The following is a 16,527-nucleotide window of genomic DNA, read 5'->3' on the forward strand; positions in this document are numbered from 1 at the left end:
AGTGGTTCGAATGTCTGAGTTCGTTCACTTATTAGACGTACTAGGAATTAAACGTACTGAAGACTTGCTGTTTAAAGTAAGGCCTTCCCTTAAAGAAAAAGTACAGAATGTTAAAACAATTAAAGAGAACTGTATTAGATGTGGATTACCTAATGTGATGGCATGGACATATGAACAAGATGGACAACAAAAGAGTTATCGGTTTTCTGAGATTTGTTCTGGATGCATAAAAGGAGTACAGGCATCTGAAATCACAAATGAAATGCTCGCTCAAAGAAAACAAACTCTTCATGCTCGTTGGTATCACATTAAGTCAGATGATCAATGCGGCTTTAGAAACTACGAACCTTGCAATCTCATTGTAAGTAAAGCTTTAGAAGAAGCGAAGTGGTTCACAAAAGAGCTTATCAAAGGAGACTTAACCCTTAATTGTTTGATGATGGGGTCAACTGGTACAGGAAAAAGTCATTTAGCTAAAGCTATCGCTAAAACAGCGTATGAAAAGAATTTATCTACAGCCTTTATTGAAGCAACAGAGTTGTTTGAAATGATAAAGAGTACATTTGGTCACGATCGCCATAAAGAGATTCTTATGAATGAATTTATAAGCTTTGATGTGGTTGTAATTGATGATGTTGGATTGGAGACAAAGAAACAAAGTGAAGTGTCCTGGACTGTATCTGAATGGACAAGTTTAATAAATGCTCGTTCTAAAAAATCAACAGTATTCACAACAAATTTAGATGATTCGTCGTTGGGAGAAATTATCGGAAAACGCGCATTCAGCAGAATGTATGACAATACAAAATTTATTGATTTGTTTACGGATGATTACCGAAAAAAGAAAAGGATTGGTTAATATGTGTGAAACATGCGGCGGCAGTAGGGTAATCCATTCCATTGATTCCTTTTCTGTAAGAACATCACCTTGTTCTATCTGTCCTCCAGAAACAGTAGAGGAAAGGAATAATCGGTTGGAATCTTTATATCAAGCATTAGCAAAATATGAAATGAAGATGGTGAAAGAACATGCATAATCAGCAAGAAATTAAAGAGGATTTGCTTTTCTTGCTACAAGATTCAAAAGCAAGGCATAAGCACCTGTTACTGAAAATCTATAAATATATTGAAAAGCAACACAAAGTAATGCGTGAGATGAAAAATAAAACAAGTTTTATCAATTACATGAAAATAGCCAAAGAAAATTTGGCATTGGCAGAACAAGTGAAGCAGCTGGAAGAAGAATTAAAAATTACTAAACAAACCTACGAAGCTTACAAAAAGGCTGTTATGTGATGTGGTTAAACAAAGAAATAGATCATCACCATACAATTATAAAAAAGATAACAAAGCGAGAAGTGACCCAAAGATAACCATCCTTGAAGATTGTGATTTTGAGTTTTATGAAAGTGAACTCATTGAAATAGCAAAGTGGTACACAAATTACAGAGATTTAGAGCCTATTGCCAAGTGGTTAAAGCGTGATCCAGACGAGATTATATTAGCTGTTATCCATTTAGCAAAAGAAAGAAAAATAAACAGAAAGGGTGCGAAGAAATTATGAAATGTTGTTATCCTTATTGTTTTGAAAAAGCAAGCAACACATGGGCACTTGTTCCTTTATGCGTACATCATTATAAGTCTATCAAAGAAGAAACAGACAAATATTATTGTCTAGATAAATCTAAACGTATCCAATATGAACATCGCGATAAATACATGATGATAGTTGAACAAATCCCTTGGAGTAAGGTGGATTGAAAATTATGAGCAATATTTCTTTTACAGTTTATGGGGAACCAGTCGCACAAGGTAGACCACGTTTTAGCAATCAAGGTGGTTTTACTCGAGCGTATGATCCGAAGAAATCAAAGGATTTTAAGCAATATGTAAAGTTAGTAGCATCGGATTATAGACCACCAGCACTTTTAGAAGGTCCACTTGCATTAGAAGTAAAGGTGTTCAAGTCATCTTTAAAAAGTTTTTCTAAGAAGAAAACGATGGCTGCTGAAGCTGGTGAATTAAGACCACTTACCAAGCCGGATGTTGATAATTTTGTCAAAGGAATAAAGGACGCTTTAAAGGCGGTGATATGGAAAGACGATAGCCAAGTTGTTGATTTACATGTTAGCAAGTGGTATAGCCAAAATCCAAGAATTGAAGTAACCATTAAACCAATATTAGGGGGAATGTAACATGTCATATGTAGATTTCAAAGCGTTAATCAAAAAAATCAACCTTAAGCCAAAAGGTGTAAAAGAAATTGTATTAGAAGTGAGTGATTCTGCTTTAAAGGGACACTTGGACAAGCTTGCTGAAATGATTGATGAAAAGGCAGAGATTCAAATTGAATCCACTGTAGTTAGCTATAATGTGACTTTAAACGCTCAAACAAACCGTCCTTTAACAGAATATAAAGTCAACAATGATGGGATTGTGGAACAAGTAAAACCGCAAGCTGAACAATTAGAAGCTGATCTTGATTTGCCGGAAGAAAAGGTTCAGACGAAAGAAGAGAAAAAAGAAATTGATCGTGAACATATTGATCAATTCATTTTAGAAGGATTAGCACCTCATTTAGAAGGATATCCAGTAAACTTTGTTGATATTGTGAAAAGAAAAGTGGAAGGTGATTCTTTTATTAAGTTGTCCAAAGAATTGAAAATTCCTTCAGAAAAAGTTGCTGATTTAATTGACGAGTACCGAAAAGAAGTAGCTCCACTTGCTGAAGCTTGGTGGAATTGGAAAGAAGGAAATGAAGTGGCTGCGGAAACGGAAAAAGAAGAAGTCGAAACAGAAAGTGAAGAAAACGAACAGAAAAATGAAGATAGTGAACAAGATTCTGATGAAAGTGAACAGCAATCAGAAGAAAGTGAGCAATCTAAAGAAGACACTGATCAAGACGGAGCTGCTTAATGGCACGCAAACCAAAATGGACTCTCCTTTTCCGAATGGAGGAGGGGAGAGCCGTTTATCTGTATGAGCCGTTGCGATGGTATGAGTTATGTAAAAAGTTGAAGAAAGGATGGAGAGTTATTAAATGAACTTATCTAAGTTATTTGAAACACAAAAAATATTACGTGAACGAATCAATTATCAAGGTGAAGATCGGTTTGAAAAGTTAATCCTTGCTCTATTGGTGGAGCTTGGTGAATGCGCTAATGAATGGCGTGGATTTAAGTTTTGGAGTAAGGACCAGAAACCGAGAACTAAAATACTTTGTCTTACTTGTCATGGCATAGGTGAAGTTTATCAACCGATTGATGGAATTTATATTAATTGTCCTCATTGTGATGGAGAAGGAATAGAAGAACCAAAAAATCCACTACTCGAAGAATATGTGGACGGATTGCATTTTGTGTTGGAATTAATGATTGAACAAGGAGTTAAGAAGATAGTCTATCATGGTCGTCAATTAGAAGATGTAAATAATCAATTTTTGAATATCTACTACTTGGTATCTGAATTTGAAAATATAAGAACTGAACAAAACTTAATTATCTTAGTTCAATATTTTTTAGGTTTAGGAAATATGCTCGGCTTTACTTGGGAGCAAATAGAACAAGCTTATTTTGAAAAGAATCAAGTGAATCATGAACGCCAGGCGAATGGCTATTAATTAGAAAGGAGACCTAATCATGGAATACTTACAACCAATTGATTATGAAATCGCTGAAGACAATGGAATATCCGCACATACTTTAGAAACACGATTTAGAAAATTGGGATGGACAAGGGAACAAGCTAGAAGTATTCCACCGAAGAAACGACATGATACTGGATGGTCTCAGCATAAAGATATTTGCAAGAAAAACGGCATTAGCTATGTTACCTATATCCATCGTGTGAGAAAACAAAAAATGTCTCCTGAAAAAGCGAGTACCTTGCCTTTACAAGATGTGGGATTGAATTTAGAAAAAGCTCATGCGAGAAGATGGGTTGATGATCTTTAGACAATTACTGTGCAACAAAATTGATTAACAAACAGGTGTATTTGGTTGTCTATATCGTTACTATTTGAATTTAAGAACACGGTTTATAAAGTCTGTTTTTGCTGAAGTATATTCTTCTCGGCTATTACGGAATTCAATAGCAAGTGTTGTTTTTAGATGTGCATATTCCATTGTAAGTTGTTTATTATTTCTCAATATATCACGAAATAATAGTTGCTTATCCCAGCGAACTTCTTCATCAAGTAAAAAGTGAAGATGGGCAACACGTTTTTCATTTTTAACCTTTACAAAGAACCGTTGCCAAGGACGATTATCTAAATGAGGAGGAACGTAATGCCAGTCGAAGTCAGCCAAAAGCAAAGCTATGTCATCTATTTTGTTAAAAGTATAAACTTTTGCCATTAGATCTATGATGGGCTTAGATGGTAATTGAGGGATAGATGTACTGCCGTAATGTTCAATCTCGTGTATTCCTAAGGGAGAGAGAAGTTCATTAAGCATTCTTTTTTCTTGTAATCCCTTGGATAACCAATTTGGATCTGGGCTTGCTATTTCAATTGATTCAGTAGCCCAAACAGGCCAATTATTTTCATCATTTTTTTTAATCATTAAAGAGCTCCTTTTAGTTAGATAGATGTTAATAATTGCAACAGTGATGTCTAAATTTTAGCAGACTCTTCAATCATATTAAAAAGTTTTGCGTCACAGTACGAAAAAACAGGGAAGGATGATGTTATTGTCTGAATACAAAAAACTTCAAATTATAAAACATGCCTTGCAGCATTATATAAAACGACCAGGTGCAACGGAAAAAGATATTCTTGTTGAAAAACGCATACTGGAGAAGGTTACGAATCAAGTTGAGTATTTGAAAGAAAAGTATGGGATTAAACAATAAAACAGGGAAGGAGTGATAATTTGATTAAAATCCTTGAACTGTTTGGAGGTATTGGTGCTCCAAGAAAAGCATTAATTAATCTTGCTGTTAACCATAAAGCAATTGATTATGTAGAAATAGATGAAAAATCAGTTAGAACATATAACGCATTATATGAAAATAAATATCAGCCACAATCTGTTGTTGGATATAATCTTAAACCAGATATTTTGGTTCATGGATCACCATGCCAGGACTTCTCTCGTGCCGGAAAAAGATTAGGTGGCAATGATGAAGATAAAACAAGAAGTTCGTTAATGTGGGAAACATTAAAGATTATAGAAAATCTTGGAGTTTGGAAACCTAGATTCGTAGTCTGGGAGAATGTAAAAGGTGTCTTAGATAAGGATATGATTCATTCTTTCAGCAAATACCTTAATGAAATGACTAGATTAGGATATACGAGTAATTATGATGTTTTAAATGCAATGGATTTTGGCATACCTCAGAAAAGAGAAAGGGTTTTTACCATATCAATATTAGGTAAAGATAAATTTGATTTTTCTAAGTTGAAAAAGAAGCAAATGAGAGATATCAATGAGTTTTTAGAAAAAGATGTGGATGAAAAATATACAATAAAAACTCCATCAATGTTAAGCAGAATTGGTCATAACAATAGTGGTTCCTTTGCCGGGAGATTGCAGCCAATAAAAGATTATGTATGGACTATTACTACAAAACAAAATAGGTGCCCTAACAGTGGAATAGTACCGATTGGAAATGGCAAATACAGATTGCTTACTGAAAGAGAATGTTGGAGATTAATGGGTTTTGATGATGGGGATTATAACAATGTAGTAGCAGAGCATCCAACGAGAAAAGGATGCACAAACGGAATACTTTATAAACAGGCCGGCAATAGCATTGTTGTAAATGTTTTAGAAGCAATATTCGAAGTATTATTGAATGAAGAATTTATAAAAACAGAAGAAGGTTTTGTATCAAATTTTGAAGGGCAATTAGAGATAATATGTTAAATAAAAATAAAAAAACTGAGATTCCTCCCAGTTCTAATTTAATCGGCAAATTAATTATAACACATGGGGGGAGTCGTCTTGAAACAAATGTCCTTCTTTCAAACTGTGGACGACAAAGAGATAAGAAGAGTAGTTGCGCGTCAATTAAAACATTATAAAGCATATAAAGTGGCAGTTGAAAATAAAACAGAACAAGATAAGGAAGGGATAGAACAACTCTTCCCAATGCTTAACGACCATGAAAATGAGAAATTCTTATTTGTTAAACAAATTGACCGTGCTATGGAAAATGCACTGGATGAAATAGAGAGAGATATAATACAACGAAAATATTTAGGAAACCATAGAGTAAAAGATATTGATGTGTATTTAGATTTAGGACTCACCAAAGACCAATACTACATACACAAAAAGTATGCCATAAACCTTATAGCTACAGCACTTAGAATAATCTAGGTGCTGTTCTTTATTTCCCGACAAAAACCCGACAAAATATAGGATAAAACATAGGACAAAACAGGGGACTATTTTAATTTCCTAAAAAGGTAAGATTTTCTTATCAGCTAGTTACTTAGTTGAGGGGAGAAGCGCCTTTCCCTTATCAAGACGTACTCGGGTGTATCGAATGACTATGAAGGTTACCAGCTGAACAGGAGTAGTAACTGGAGTCTAGCAGTATTGCGTGCGATAGCTATGGGGTAGAAAGTTGGTGAGATTCCACTTTCGAGGGAAGGGTGCAATAATGGCCGACTTTTTCCTGAATATCAAGCGTACTCCTGGATGATTCATCGGAAAATGAAACCCTATTTTCTTTGTAAACAGGATGGAACTAATTCTGTTTTGTTTAGATAGAAAATGGCTTGTGTAAAAACCCGTCGTTATTTGTCAATATTAACGATTTTTAATAAATTAATACATTTGTATATGAATCTATTTAAAACGTTATATAATCCAATTCTGTAAGTCTGATAACTATTTAAGAAGGTGATGATATGAAAATAGCCAATCATCTTAATGCAGACCAGCTGAGACAACTTGAAAAGATGAGAAAGAAGAAAAAGAAACGTAATAAGCAGCCAAAAGAAGAAAAGGTAATTTGGGTTAATATAATGGGAATGGATAGGGATAGGGATAGATATAAGCGTGGTCGTGGATGAGCTATGGAGAGAAAATGATAATTCATAAAAAATATGTTGACCCTTAAAACAAAATAAATTATATTTTTGATGGCAACTGCATACATTGTAGAGAAAAGAAAAAAGAACAGTGCTTCGGGAGAGCACCGTTCTTAAATAATTACTGTTTGACTTTAATATAGATTATGGTGATGTTAATATTACTCGGGGATAAAAGCTTACCCATAATTTTCAGTATTAAAGATATCAAACGCATAATTTATTACCTGCCTTTTTTATTTTTTTATGACAATGAAAGTATATTCAAATAAAAGGCAGATAGAACAAAATGGGCATCTATTAATTATGGATGCTATTTTTGTCGTTATTTGACGAAAGATAGGGTATTGTACCTATTTTCTCACTAGTTCATAATTAATTGGACGAAGGGAGAGAGTACTTTTGGAAATATTAAATTTTAGTCCTATAAATAGTAAGTTAAAACCATTTTTTAATGATTTTGTAATCACATATTTAGATGACTTTTATATTAATACAATTAAAGAAATAGAGCCTAAAAATGAAATACAAGAAAGAGCATTGGTTCTATTTATAAAAACAATTAATAGTTTAAAATCAATTAATACATTATTTAATACAGGAGATGTAGTATCAGCAAGAATCCTTATGAGAAGCTTGTTTGAATTAGTAGTATTAATTAAAAAGCTTAAAAATGATGCTAATGAATTTATACGTTATTCAAAAGCTTATGAAAAATTTAAGACTATTGAAATGAACAAATATAATTTAGAAAATGTAGATAAGCCAGATTTTATGCATTTTTTTAGTAAAGAAGAGTTAGAAAATAATATAGAGAAGTTGAAGAATGAAATAACTGCTTTAGGTTTTACTCCTACTTGGAATGCTAATACAGGAAAACCTAAAGTAGAAAAGTATTTTGAAATAAAACAAATGGCAATTGATGTAGATATGGAGTATTTATACAAAACAACTTATAAAAATCTTTGTTTAGATACACATACTTCTTCAGGTCATTTCAATAAGTATTATTTTTTAAATGATTCTGGAGAAAAAATTGTTAATTTGCACCCATATTTATATGAATTGGATTTAATGATATTTTCATTAATCGGTTTATTATTTGATTTTTTTCCAGATTTTAATAAATTGTTAAACATAAAAGAAAAAACTATAACTGAAATTCAGTATAATAAACTATGTCATATATCTTATGGATTGATACCTTTAATTACATTACAGGGTCAATTTAAAAAGGAAGGAATAGGCCTTATGCTGTAAGAAGTACTCGTTTTATGGGTGCTTTTTCTTTTGAGGAGATTTAGTTTATTTTGTTTTAATAGATTTATTATACATTTAAAAAGGATGGAGCATGAGTATTGCGTAATTTGTCGGTAATTGGCGAACGATAGGATCTTGTACCTATTTTACCTTTCTCTGATAATTAGGAGGAAGGGAGGTGGATGATATGTCAATAACAAAACAGAATTATGCTAAAAAACTTTCCGAATTGGGCGAACAATTAAAAAAGGTTGCAGAAGAGTATGCGGAAATTCCTAAAAAGTTTCAATTAAGAACTCAGGAAGATGTAGATAAGTTAAAGAAAGCTTGGCTTCTTAAAACTGATGATTTCAGGATTATTCAAAGTGAAATCCATATACTTGAGATTCCAACAGGATTTGAAGCAGATGGACAAAAGTTAAGAGATACTTATCAGAAATATGTTGATTATATAGAAGAAAAGACCATGAAATTTGGTTTAGAAGCTATGAAAAGTGGAGAAATCGATTTAATACAAAAACTAGAGATTGAGGCATCCCAGGAAATAAAAAGGTTAACAAGTAAATTAGCAAAAGATATGTTCGGTCAGTAAAGTATTCCTTCGGGAGTGCTTTTTCTATGTCAAAAACCAAAACGTTGATATAATCATTTATTACTTTTAGTAAGTGATATTACTTACTTTAAATAAGTTGATAAATAACTAACGAATACTTAAAGATACTCAAAATATCTACTAGATACTATACGAAATGTTTTTTATCATGATTTCAGGGTGTTTACAATAACTGGATTGTTTCTGCATACATTAACTAGGGTTATTGTTAACATTAACAATCGTTCTGCTGACATCATGTAAACATTAACTATGGTTTATGTATGCATTAAGTACACAAAAGAAAAGAAAAGAAAAGAAAAGAAATAATATATATGTAGAGCAAGCATTTAAAGTGCAGTTATTGTCGTTATTTGGTGAACGATAAAGAATTGTGTACTTGCTTCCTTTCTTTGATAATTAGGTGGAAGGGAGAGGTTTTATGGCAAAAATATTAGATGGAGAATGGAAAAATGTTTCCTTAATACAAGGAGTATCGTATTTATGTGGCCATTGTGGGAAGGATATTGGCCCTTCGATAGGGTATGAATGCGTAACTGACAGATATACAGGTGCAACATCAGGGGAAATATACATATGTCCTAATTGTAATAAACCCACTTATTTACTCAAGGATGCCTTTGGAGGAAGGATAATGGAGCAAGTGCCTGGACCAATGTTAGGTCAGGATATTGAGTTTCTTCCAGAGAATATTAATAGTATTTATAATGAAGCTAGAAATTGTATAGCTGTAAATGCTTATACTTCAGCAGTATTATCTTGCAGGAAATTATTAATGAATATTGCTGTATCAAAAGGTGCAGAAGAAGGAAAAAAATTCATACAATATGTTTCCTATCTTAAAGATAATCATTATCTTCCACCCGAAAGAGATTCGTGGGTAGATCATATTAGAAAAAAAGGAAATGAAGCAACTCATGAATTACCAAATTCAACTAAAGAAGATGCAGAAGAATTACTAACATTTTCTGAAATGTTATTGCGTTTTGTTTATGAAATGCCAGGTAGAATGGCTAAGCACACATAAAGTATTGACTCAAGATATCCATATTCATATTGGATGTCTTTTTATTGTTGAAAAGTCTTCGGGTCCTTCTGACGGGGGTGCCTCCATGCGGGGCTGTCGACTCCCGGGATTTGGCTCGATATTATAAAAAAATTTAACTTCGGAACTTCGGAAATGGGGGTGGATTTATGGATGGTTATAAGAGGGTAGATGACAAAGTTATTTTGTCCACAAAAGAATTATGCAAGCTTTTGGAAATCAGCGACAGAACGCTTACTGACTGGAAACGTCAAGGGTTAACTCAACATAGCCGAGGCTGGTGGGATTTGAAATTAATCCTCAAATGGAGAGGGGAAATGTACAGTGGAGATTCCGAAGTAAGCAAGTCCGTAAACTTGCAACAAAAAAAGCTCGAAGCCGAAGTTGCATTCAAGGAAGCTCAATCAGAAAGGACCAGGTTAAATACCGATATTGCAAACGGAAAATACATAGAGAGAGAATTAGTCGAGATTGAGTTGTCTCGATTTTTTCTTATCTTTAAAAAATCAGCCATGTCGTTACCAAGGAAATTAACGGGAGAAATCGGATCCCTAGTTGAGCCAATTGAAGCAAGGAGAATAGAAAAGGGTTTAACTGAAATAATCAACGATGCACTTGAGCAGATGAGTGTGGATGGTGTTTATAGTGCAAAGAAGAAAAGAAAATAAACTACCAGATTTTATTACTAACCCACTCAAATATTTAAGACCTCCTGAGAATTTGTTGGTAAGCGAATGGGCTGAAAAATATAGAAATCTTGATGCAAAGTCATCTGCCATTCCTGGTAAGTGGAGCAACTCTATAACTCCGTATTTGCTTGATATTATGAATGAGTTTAATAACGCGGAAATTGAAGAAATCACTTTTATAAAGCCTACGCAGGTTGGAGGGACAGAAGCTCTTCACAATATGTTAGGTTATATTGTTATGCAGGATCCCGGTCCGGTAATGATTGTTTATCCAACCGATACACTGGCTGAAAGTGTTTCAGAAAATCGAATACAGCCTATGTTTTTAAACTCGAGTAAATTAAAAGAGAAATTCAAAAAAAATGCCTCGAGTAAATTAGAGCTGCAGTGTGATGGAATGTACATCACGTTAAGCGGCGCCAACTCACCTTCATCACTAGCCAGTAAACCTATTCGTTTTTTGTTTTTGGATGAAGTGGATAAATATCCGGGTGCAAGCAAAAAAGAAGCAGATCCTATCAAGCTGGCAAAAGAGAGGACGAAAACATTTACCAACAATAAAAAAATATTTCAAACATCCACTCCTACTTTGAAAACGGGGCATATTTGGAAGGCGAAAGAAAATGCTGATGTCGTAAAACATTTTCGAGTACCTTGTCCTCATTGTGGTGAATATATTGAATTGTTATTCAAGCAAATCAAATGGCCAAAAAAAGAAGGCATGAGTGATGCTGACAGAGCTGAATTTGCAAACTATGCTTGCCAAGAATGTGGCTGTATTATCACGGATAACCATAAGCAGCAAATGCTCCGTTATGGAAGATGGGAAGTTGTTGAACAGAAAACACAATTTCCCCGAAAAGTTGCATATTGGATGAACACCTTATATTCTCCTTTTGTCCGTTTTAGTGAGATTGCAAAAGAATTCCTAGGAACAAAGGATGATCCTGAAGCTTTCCAGAACTTTGTAAACTCATGGCTAGCTGAGCCGTGGGAAGACACGAAATTAAAAACGAATGCAGATATGGTTCTGGAAAGGCAAACAGAATGTGAGGAATTTGAAGTGCCTGAATGGGCGGTAATGCTAACAGGTGGAGTCGATGTCCAAGAAACAAGTTTATATTGGACAATTCGAGCATGGGGCACGTTTTTAACTAGCCAAAATATTGCTCATGGGCAGGCTTTAAGTTTTCGAGAAATAGAAAATGTCATGAATGCCGAATATAGAAATAAAAATGGTGAAGCATTTATGGTTAACTTGTGTGGAATTGACTCAGGGGACCAAACGGATGAAGTATATGATTTTTGTGCATTGAATAGTGAATGGGCCATACCAGTAAAAGGGGTAGCAAGCGGTTATGCTCATTTCAAAATTAGTACCATTAATAAAGCTACATCCAATGCACATGGTACAAGGTTGCTCTTAGTTGATGGTGGAAAGTATAAAGATATGATTGCCTCGAGAATGAGGAAGCCAAATGGTCAAGGTTCCTGGATGGTATATAAAGATTGTGACCGAGAATACGCGGAGCAAGTTACTGCTGAACATAAAATAAATAGTAAAGGCAGCGGCGGCAAAATAACGCAAGTATGGGTCCCTAAAACAAGCCATGCGGACAATCATTATTTAGATACAGAAGTTTATGCTCTAGCTGCAGCGGACGTTTTACATGTTCGTAATATTCATTTAATGCAGGAAGAAGAAGAGCCTGATCCAGTTCCACAAGTGAACACACAAGCTATGGAAGCCAACGATGCCTGGTTAAAAAACAAAGAATGGTTTTAGGAGGAGAGCAAATTGACGTTAGAAGAACAGCTGCAGCAAATCAATGAAGCTATTACTGCTATAGAAATTGGTGGGCAAGAATATCAAATTGGCACAAGGCGATTGAGACGAGCAGATTTATCTTTGCTTTATAAAAGACAAAAGGAACTGCAGGATCAAATTAATTATGAAAATGATCAAAGCTCTGGGTTATCCAACACGTTTGTGAGCGTCTTTGATAGGAGGTGATAAATTTGAATTGGTTAGAAAAGGCGATAGCTTTTGTCTCACCAAGTGTTGCATTTAGACGTGAAGCATGGCGGAAAAGTTACGAAGAATTAAGAGGTTATGATGCTGGTGCAAACGACAGGTTAAATGCTGGATGGAATACAGTAAATGCATCTGCAGAACAAACGGATTGGATTCATCGAAATACTGTTCGATCAAGGGCTAGGGATTTAGAACGAAACTCAGATATTCAGGAAAGTATCGTTGGTGCTTTTGAAAGAAATATTGTTGGAATCGGCTTTAAGCTGCAAGCAAAGACAGATAATGAAGAGCTCAATACGCAAATCGAGGTACTTTGGAAAGAATGGTGTAAACCAAGAAATTGTGATGTAACTTTTCAACAAAGCTTTAGTGCGATGTGTCGAATGGCTGTTAGGCGTAAAAAAATTGATGGAGGCATTGTCTTTATCAAGAGATATACAAAAGGCGGAGTTGTTCCCTTTTCTATACAAACTCGTGAAGTAGACGATTTAGACACAATGCAAACTGGCAGAAATGATTTAAGAATTGTCAATGGCATTGAATACAATGAATTCAATCGTCCAATTGCATACTATTTTAAGCAATATGATGTCACTGGTTACTATTCGGGTAAATCCGAAAGAATTGTAGCTGATGATGTCATTTTTTTATGGAATAAAAAGCGACCTTCTCAAATTAGAGAAATGTCCGAAATGTCTCCAACCATTACGAGAATTAAAGATGTAAATTCTTACATGGAGGCAGTAAGCGTGAAAGAAAGAGTTGCTGCCTGTTTGTCTGTATTTATTAGACGTCAAAGTCCCACGCCTGGCGGATCTATTGGCAGGCAGGGGAAACAAAGCAACGCTAGCTATGAAGGGAAAACACTTAGCCCAGGCATGATTATGGAATTAAACCCAGGTGATGATGTATCCGTGGTTAATCCACCAGCACAAGGAGCGAGCGCAGCCGACTTTGTTCGATTACAACAAAGATTAACAGGAAGTGGCCAAGGTATTTCCTATGAAGCAACGGCAAGGGATATGTCTCAGGTGAACTATAGTAGTGCCCGTCAAGGTCTTCTTGAAGATCAAAAAACATATCAGATTGAGCAACAATATTTTGTGGACCATCTGTTAACAGAAATCTATGAAACTTTTTTAATTTCTGCAGTTTTAAGCGGCGCAATTGCCATAAAAGATTTCTGGATTAACAAGAAAAAATATATGCAGCATGAATGGACACCTCCTGGAAGTAAGTGGATTGATCCGATTAAAGAAGCAAATGCAAATAAGGTTTCTTTAAATACTAATCAAACTACTTTAGCTGAAATTGCTGCATCATCCGGTCAAGACTGGAAAGAAATTATTGATCAACGTGCTAGAGAATTAGAATATATGCGCCAGAAGGGGGTGAATATTGGTGACGATGCAACGAAAAAATAAACAATTATCGTTAAGCCGAGATTATAGTATTAATCTCCGAGCTGTGGATGAGGAAAAGAGGCAAGTTGAATTAAGTTTTTCTAGTGAAGAGCCATATGCCCGTTGGTTTGGAATAGAAATTTTAAGCCATAATGACGGCGCAATGGATCTTAGTAGATTAAAAGAAATTGGCTGCCTTTTGTTTAATCATGACAGAAATAAAGTTATTGGAAGAATTGATGATGCCTGGTTAAAAGATGGAAGAGGTCATGCATTAGTAACTTTTGATGAAGATGATGCTAGTGATGTTATCTTTCAAAAGGTAAAAAGCAGCACATTGAAAGGTGTTAGTGTTGGTTATCGTGTGGACAGCTGGGAGGAAGTATCTGCAGGGAAAACATCAAGTGATGGAAAACATACTGGCCCGTGCAGTATTGCATTAAAATGGCTGCCTTACGAAATTTCCATTGTATCGATTCCAGCAGATGCCACTGTTGGAGTGGGAAGAGAAATGGAAGGTTATCATGAAAAGCCAAATGAGCGGTCTGAACCATTGTCCGTTTATTTTAGACAAATTCAATTAAACAGCAATTATTTAGGAGGCATATAAGATGACATTAGAACAAATGTTAGCAAGACAACAAGCAATTGTGAACGCAGCTAAAGTCCAACAAAGGGATTTATCAGAAGCAGAGAAAAGTGAATTTGACAATCTACAAAGAAGCATCGATGCAATTAGAGCTAGTGCAAGTAATACACTAACTGGAAATTCAGGAACACCTGAACCAGTAAATGTTGAAGATCTGCAAAGACAGGCTATGGAAGCTGAGAGACAGCGAACTATTGATATTGATAGTTTGTGCAGAAGTTTTGGATATGATGCTCAAGAATACATCAAAGAAGGAAAGTCCTTGGATGAAGTTCGAGCACTTATTCTTGAAAAGCAAATAGCTGAAAAGAAGCCATCTAGTGTAGGCATTATCCAGGATGAAGGGGATAAATTCCGTGCTGCAGCAAAAGACGGGTTATCTTTACGTGTAGGTCTACAAGTTGAAAAGCCAGCACCTGGCGCAACAGAGCTAAGAAACCTATCATTACGTGAATTAGCAAAAGAAACACTACGTTTAGAAGGGGTTGCTAATGCATCTCGATTAAGTGACGACGAGCTTTTACGTCAATATATGACTCCTACAAGCTTATTTACAGGAATCATGGACCAAACAGCAAGAACGGTTTTTGAAAAAGCCTATACTGAAGCGTCTACCACATACCAATTATGGACGAAACGTGGAACCTTAAAAGATTTCCGTCCAACTAAGACGTATCAAGTTGGAACTGCAGGGGAATTGTTACTTGTGCCAGAAAACGGCGAATTAAAGCATGATGCTCCAAATGCTGAAGCAGGTCCGCAACGTCAGCTGTTAACATTTGGTCGTCAATTTACGATGTCACGCCAGGCATTTATCAATGATGATGTGGACTTTATTTCCACAATTCCTGCTTTGTACGCTCAATCAGCACGATTAGGTATAAACCGTTTAGTTTATCAATTACTTGCGAAAAACCCGGCTATTTGGGACGGTAAACAGTTATTTTCATCAGATCATGGCAATATTTCAAGTGTTGGTTCAGCGCCATCCGTTGAAGCATTGTCTGATATGAGAATCAAAATGAGAAATCAAAAAGCTGCAGGAGGAGAGGTGAAGTTAAACATCCCTGCTAAATTTATGTTGGTTCCTACAGCGCTTGAAACAAAAGCAGGGCAATTAATTGGTGCTTCCGTGGATCCAGCACAAACAAATCCAAATATACCTAACCCATTCTTTAATAGCTTTACCATTATCAGTGATGCTGAATTAGATGAGGCAACAGAGAATGGTGTAAAGGAGTGGTATTTGACTGCTGACCAATTAAGAAGCCCAATTCAAGTAGACTATTTGAATGGTGTTGACATGCCAACCATCGTGATGAAGCAGCCACCAGCTGGGCAACTTGGCTATATGTGGGATATTTACATTGATTATGGTGTAACAATTGTAGATTACAAGACTGCCATTAAAAATAATGGCCAATAATTTGAGAAAGGTGGAATAACTTATGTTAAATAATCCTCAAACTTCTTATGTTCAACGTGGGGAATCTATTGATTTTATAAATAGTGGATCAACGTTAATTAAAGCAAACGATGTTGTACCTTTAACAACCAGAATCGGCATCGCGGGGTGTGACATTCCTGTAGGAGCTGTTGGGAGCGTAAATGTAATCGGTGTATATGATATCCCAGCTGTTACAACAGAAGCTTTTGCAGCAGGACAAACGGTATACTGGAAAAACAATGCTTTAACAACGGATTCAGTAGATGCTGTTAATGCAGGTTGGGTAGTAGAAGCAAAAGCTTCATCTAAAGCGATAGCTCGAGTAAAAATTGGATGAGGTGATT

The 16,527-nt window shown here is 35.2% G+C and carries 24 protein-coding genes; 23 read left to right on the plus strand and 1 reads right to left on the minus strand.

Features of this window, described 5'->3' with window-relative positions:
* Positions 1 to 10: 10 nt before the first annotated feature.
* From ACTYA4_RS17880 to ACTYA4_RS17920, 9 genes are all read left to right on the plus strand, one after another.
* Positions 11 to 859 carry an ATP-binding protein gene (locus ACTYA4_RS17880; RefSeq protein WP_443481633.1) on the plus strand — a complete coding sequence of 283 codons (849 nt, stop codon included), beginning with the start codon at positions 11 to 13 and terminating at the stop codon, positions 857 to 859.
* Position 860: 1 nt separating this feature from the next.
* Positions 861 to 1,037, plus strand: coding sequence for a hypothetical protein (locus ACTYA4_RS17885; RefSeq protein WP_445505774.1), 177 nt, complete (start codon positions 861 to 863; stop codon positions 1,035 to 1,037).
* On the plus strand, positions 1,030 to 1,296 hold the full coding sequence (locus tag ACTYA4_RS17890; protein ID WP_443481635.1) for a hypothetical protein: 267 nt from the start codon (positions 1,030 to 1,032) through the stop codon (positions 1,294 to 1,296). The genes ACTYA4_RS17885 and ACTYA4_RS17890 overlap by 8 nt, the downstream gene beginning before the upstream one ends.
* Before the next feature lies 1 nt (position 1,297).
* Positions 1,298 to 1,564: a hypothetical protein gene (locus ACTYA4_RS17895; RefSeq protein ID WP_443481636.1), complete on the plus strand. Its 267-nt coding sequence runs from the start codon at positions 1,298 to 1,300 to the stop codon at positions 1,562 to 1,564.
* Positions 1,561 to 1,761: a hypothetical protein gene (locus ACTYA4_RS17900; RefSeq protein ID WP_443481637.1), complete on the plus strand. Its 201-nt coding sequence runs from the start codon at positions 1,561 to 1,563 to the stop codon at positions 1,759 to 1,761. The genes ACTYA4_RS17895 and ACTYA4_RS17900 overlap by 4 nt, the downstream gene beginning before the upstream one ends.
* 5 nt (positions 1,762 to 1,766) lie before the next feature.
* Positions 1,767 to 2,195 (plus strand): RusA family crossover junction endodeoxyribonuclease, encoded by a 429-nt coding sequence (locus ACTYA4_RS17905; RefSeq protein WP_443481638.1) that lies wholly within the window; start codon positions 1,767 to 1,769, stop codon positions 2,193 to 2,195.
* Position 2,196: 1 nt separating this feature from the next.
* Entirely contained in the window at positions 2,197 to 2,916 is a 720-nt protein-coding gene (locus ACTYA4_RS17910; protein ID WP_443481639.1) for a 2-methylcitrate dehydratase, read from the plus strand.
* A gap of 124 nt (positions 2,917 to 3,040) precedes the next feature.
* Positions 3,041 to 3,619: a dUTP diphosphatase gene (locus ACTYA4_RS17915; RefSeq protein ID WP_443481640.1), complete on the plus strand. Its 579-nt coding sequence runs from the start codon at positions 3,041 to 3,043 to the stop codon at positions 3,617 to 3,619.
* 19 nt (positions 3,620 to 3,638) lie between these two features.
* Complete coding sequence (locus tag ACTYA4_RS17920) at positions 3,639 to 3,953, plus strand: hypothetical protein (protein ID WP_443481641.1); 315 nt, start codon at positions 3,639 to 3,641, stop codon at positions 3,951 to 3,953.
* A 60-nt stretch (positions 3,954 to 4,013) separates the two neighbouring features.
* On the opposite strand, the gene ACTYA4_RS17925 is transcribed toward ACTYA4_RS17920, so the two are convergent.
* Positions 4,014 to 4,562, minus strand: a complete 549-nt coding sequence (locus ACTYA4_RS17925) for a GrpB family protein (protein WP_443481642.1) — start codon at positions 4,560 to 4,562, stop codon at positions 4,014 to 4,016.
* Positions 4,563 to 4,689: 127 nt separating this feature from the next.
* Here ACTYA4_RS17925 and ACTYA4_RS17930 point away from each other — a divergent pair, with 127 nt between their 5' ends.
* From ACTYA4_RS17930 to ACTYA4_RS17995, 14 genes are all read left to right on the plus strand, one after another.
* Positions 4,690 to 4,851: a hypothetical protein gene (locus ACTYA4_RS17930; protein WP_443481643.1), complete on the plus strand. Its 162-nt coding sequence runs from the start codon at positions 4,690 to 4,692 to the stop codon at positions 4,849 to 4,851.
* 20 nt (positions 4,852 to 4,871) lie between these two features.
* Complete coding sequence (locus ACTYA4_RS17935) at positions 4,872 to 5,867, plus strand: DNA cytosine methyltransferase (protein ID WP_443481644.1); 996 nt, start codon at positions 4,872 to 4,874, stop codon at positions 5,865 to 5,867.
* Between the two features lie 87 nt (positions 5,868 to 5,954).
* Positions 5,955 to 6,323 carry an ArpU family phage packaging/lysis transcriptional regulator gene (locus ACTYA4_RS17940; protein WP_443481723.1) on the plus strand — a complete coding sequence of 123 codons (369 nt, stop codon included), beginning with the start codon at positions 5,955 to 5,957 and terminating at the stop codon, positions 6,321 to 6,323.
* A 536-nt stretch (positions 6,324 to 6,859) separates the two neighbouring features.
* Positions 6,860 to 7,024, plus strand: a complete 165-nt coding sequence (locus ACTYA4_RS17945) for a hypothetical protein (RefSeq protein ID WP_443481645.1) — start codon at positions 6,860 to 6,862, stop codon at positions 7,022 to 7,024.
* 420 nt (positions 7,025 to 7,444) lie between these two features.
* Positions 7,445 to 8,302 (plus strand): DUF5677 domain-containing protein, encoded by an 858-nt coding sequence (locus ACTYA4_RS17950; protein ID WP_443481646.1) that lies wholly within the window; start codon positions 7,445 to 7,447, stop codon positions 8,300 to 8,302.
* A 178-nt stretch (positions 8,303 to 8,480) separates the two neighbouring features.
* A complete protein-coding gene (locus tag ACTYA4_RS17955; RefSeq protein ID WP_445505775.1) occupies positions 8,481 to 8,894 on the plus strand; it encodes a hypothetical protein in 414 nt (137 codons plus the stop codon).
* A gap of 442 nt (positions 8,895 to 9,336) precedes the next feature.
* On the plus strand, positions 9,337 to 9,942 hold the full coding sequence (locus ACTYA4_RS17960) for a DUF4145 domain-containing protein (protein WP_443481648.1): 606 nt from the start codon (positions 9,337 to 9,339) through the stop codon (positions 9,940 to 9,942).
* 167 nt (positions 9,943 to 10,109) lie between these two features.
* Entirely contained in the window at positions 10,110 to 10,628 is a 519-nt protein-coding gene (locus ACTYA4_RS17965; RefSeq protein ID WP_443481649.1) for a hypothetical protein, read from the plus strand.
* On the plus strand, positions 10,606 to 12,435 hold the full coding sequence (locus ACTYA4_RS17970; RefSeq protein WP_443481650.1) for a terminase gpA endonuclease subunit: 1,830 nt from the start codon (positions 10,606 to 10,608) through the stop codon (positions 12,433 to 12,435). The genes ACTYA4_RS17965 and ACTYA4_RS17970 overlap by 23 nt, the downstream gene beginning before the upstream one ends.
* Positions 12,436 to 12,447: 12 nt before the next feature.
* Positions 12,448 to 12,663 (plus strand): DUF6148 family protein, encoded by a 216-nt coding sequence (locus ACTYA4_RS17975; RefSeq protein WP_443481651.1) that lies wholly within the window; start codon positions 12,448 to 12,450, stop codon positions 12,661 to 12,663.
* A 5-nt stretch (positions 12,664 to 12,668) separates the two neighbouring features.
* On the plus strand, positions 12,669 to 14,108 hold the full coding sequence (locus ACTYA4_RS17980) for a phage portal protein (protein WP_445505776.1): 1,440 nt from the start codon (positions 12,669 to 12,671) through the stop codon (positions 14,106 to 14,108).
* Positions 14,092 to 14,697 (plus strand): HK97 family phage prohead protease, encoded by a 606-nt coding sequence (locus ACTYA4_RS17985; RefSeq protein WP_443481724.1) that lies wholly within the window; start codon positions 14,092 to 14,094, stop codon positions 14,695 to 14,697. The genes ACTYA4_RS17980 and ACTYA4_RS17985 overlap by 17 nt, the downstream gene beginning before the upstream one ends.
* 1 nt (position 14,698) lies before the next feature.
* Complete coding sequence (locus ACTYA4_RS17990) at positions 14,699 to 16,162, plus strand: phage major capsid protein (RefSeq protein ID WP_445505777.1); 1,464 nt, start codon at positions 14,699 to 14,701, stop codon at positions 16,160 to 16,162.
* 22 nt (positions 16,163 to 16,184) lie between these two features.
* Positions 16,185 to 16,520 (plus strand): DUF2190 family protein, encoded by a 336-nt coding sequence (locus ACTYA4_RS17995; RefSeq protein ID WP_443481654.1) that lies wholly within the window; start codon positions 16,185 to 16,187, stop codon positions 16,518 to 16,520.
* Positions 16,521 to 16,527: the final 7 nt, after the last annotated feature.

The organism is Niallia yueguangensis, assembly GCF_052663115.1.

What these genes read in the sequence shown, in the direction of transcription:
- ACTYA4_RS17880 (WP_443481633.1), top strand. Translation starts at nt 11, where the DNA reads ATGTCTGAGTTCGTTCACTTATTAGACGTACTAGGAATTAAACGTACT.
- ACTYA4_RS17885 (WP_445505774.1), top strand. Translation starts at nt 861, where the DNA reads ATGTGTGAAACATGCGGCGGCAGTAGGGTAATCCATTCCATTGATTCC.
- ACTYA4_RS17890 (WP_443481635.1), top strand. Translation starts at nt 1,030, where the DNA reads ATGCATAATCAGCAAGAAATTAAAGAGGATTTGCTTTTCTTGCTACAA.
- ACTYA4_RS17900 (WP_443481637.1), top strand. Translation starts at nt 1,561, where the DNA reads ATGAAATGTTGTTATCCTTATTGTTTTGAAAAAGCAAGCAACACATGG.
- ACTYA4_RS17905 (WP_443481638.1), top strand. Translation starts at nt 1,767, where the DNA reads ATGAGCAATATTTCTTTTACAGTTTATGGGGAACCAGTCGCACAAGGT.
- ACTYA4_RS17910 (WP_443481639.1), top strand. Translation starts at nt 2,197, where the DNA reads ATGTCATATGTAGATTTCAAAGCGTTAATCAAAAAAATCAACCTTAAG.
- ACTYA4_RS17915 (WP_443481640.1), top strand. Translation starts at nt 3,041, where the DNA reads ATGAACTTATCTAAGTTATTTGAAACACAAAAAATATTACGTGAACGA.
- ACTYA4_RS17920 (WP_443481641.1), top strand. Translation starts at nt 3,639, where the DNA reads ATGGAATACTTACAACCAATTGATTATGAAATCGCTGAAGACAATGGA.
- ACTYA4_RS17925 (WP_443481642.1), bottom strand. Translation starts at nt 4,562, where the DNA reads ATGATTAAAAAAAATGATGAAAATAATTGGCCTGTTTGGGCTACTGAA.
- ACTYA4_RS17940 (WP_443481723.1), top strand. Translation starts at nt 5,955, where the DNA reads ATGTCCTTCTTTCAAACTGTGGACGACAAAGAGATAAGAAGAGTAGTT.
- ACTYA4_RS17945 (WP_443481645.1), top strand. Translation starts at nt 6,860, where the DNA reads ATGAAAATAGCCAATCATCTTAATGCAGACCAGCTGAGACAACTTGAA.
- ACTYA4_RS17960 (WP_443481648.1), top strand. Translation starts at nt 9,337, where the DNA reads ATGGCAAAAATATTAGATGGAGAATGGAAAAATGTTTCCTTAATACAA.
- ACTYA4_RS17965 (WP_443481649.1), top strand. Translation starts at nt 10,110, where the DNA reads ATGGATGGTTATAAGAGGGTAGATGACAAAGTTATTTTGTCCACAAAA.
- ACTYA4_RS17985 (WP_443481724.1), top strand. Translation starts at nt 14,092, where the DNA reads ATGCAACGAAAAAATAAACAATTATCGTTAAGCCGAGATTATAGTATT.
- ACTYA4_RS17990 (WP_445505777.1), top strand. Translation starts at nt 14,699, where the DNA reads ATGACATTAGAACAAATGTTAGCAAGACAACAAGCAATTGTGAACGCA.
- ACTYA4_RS17995 (WP_443481654.1), top strand. Translation starts at nt 16,185, where the DNA reads ATGTTAAATAATCCTCAAACTTCTTATGTTCAACGTGGGGAATCTATT.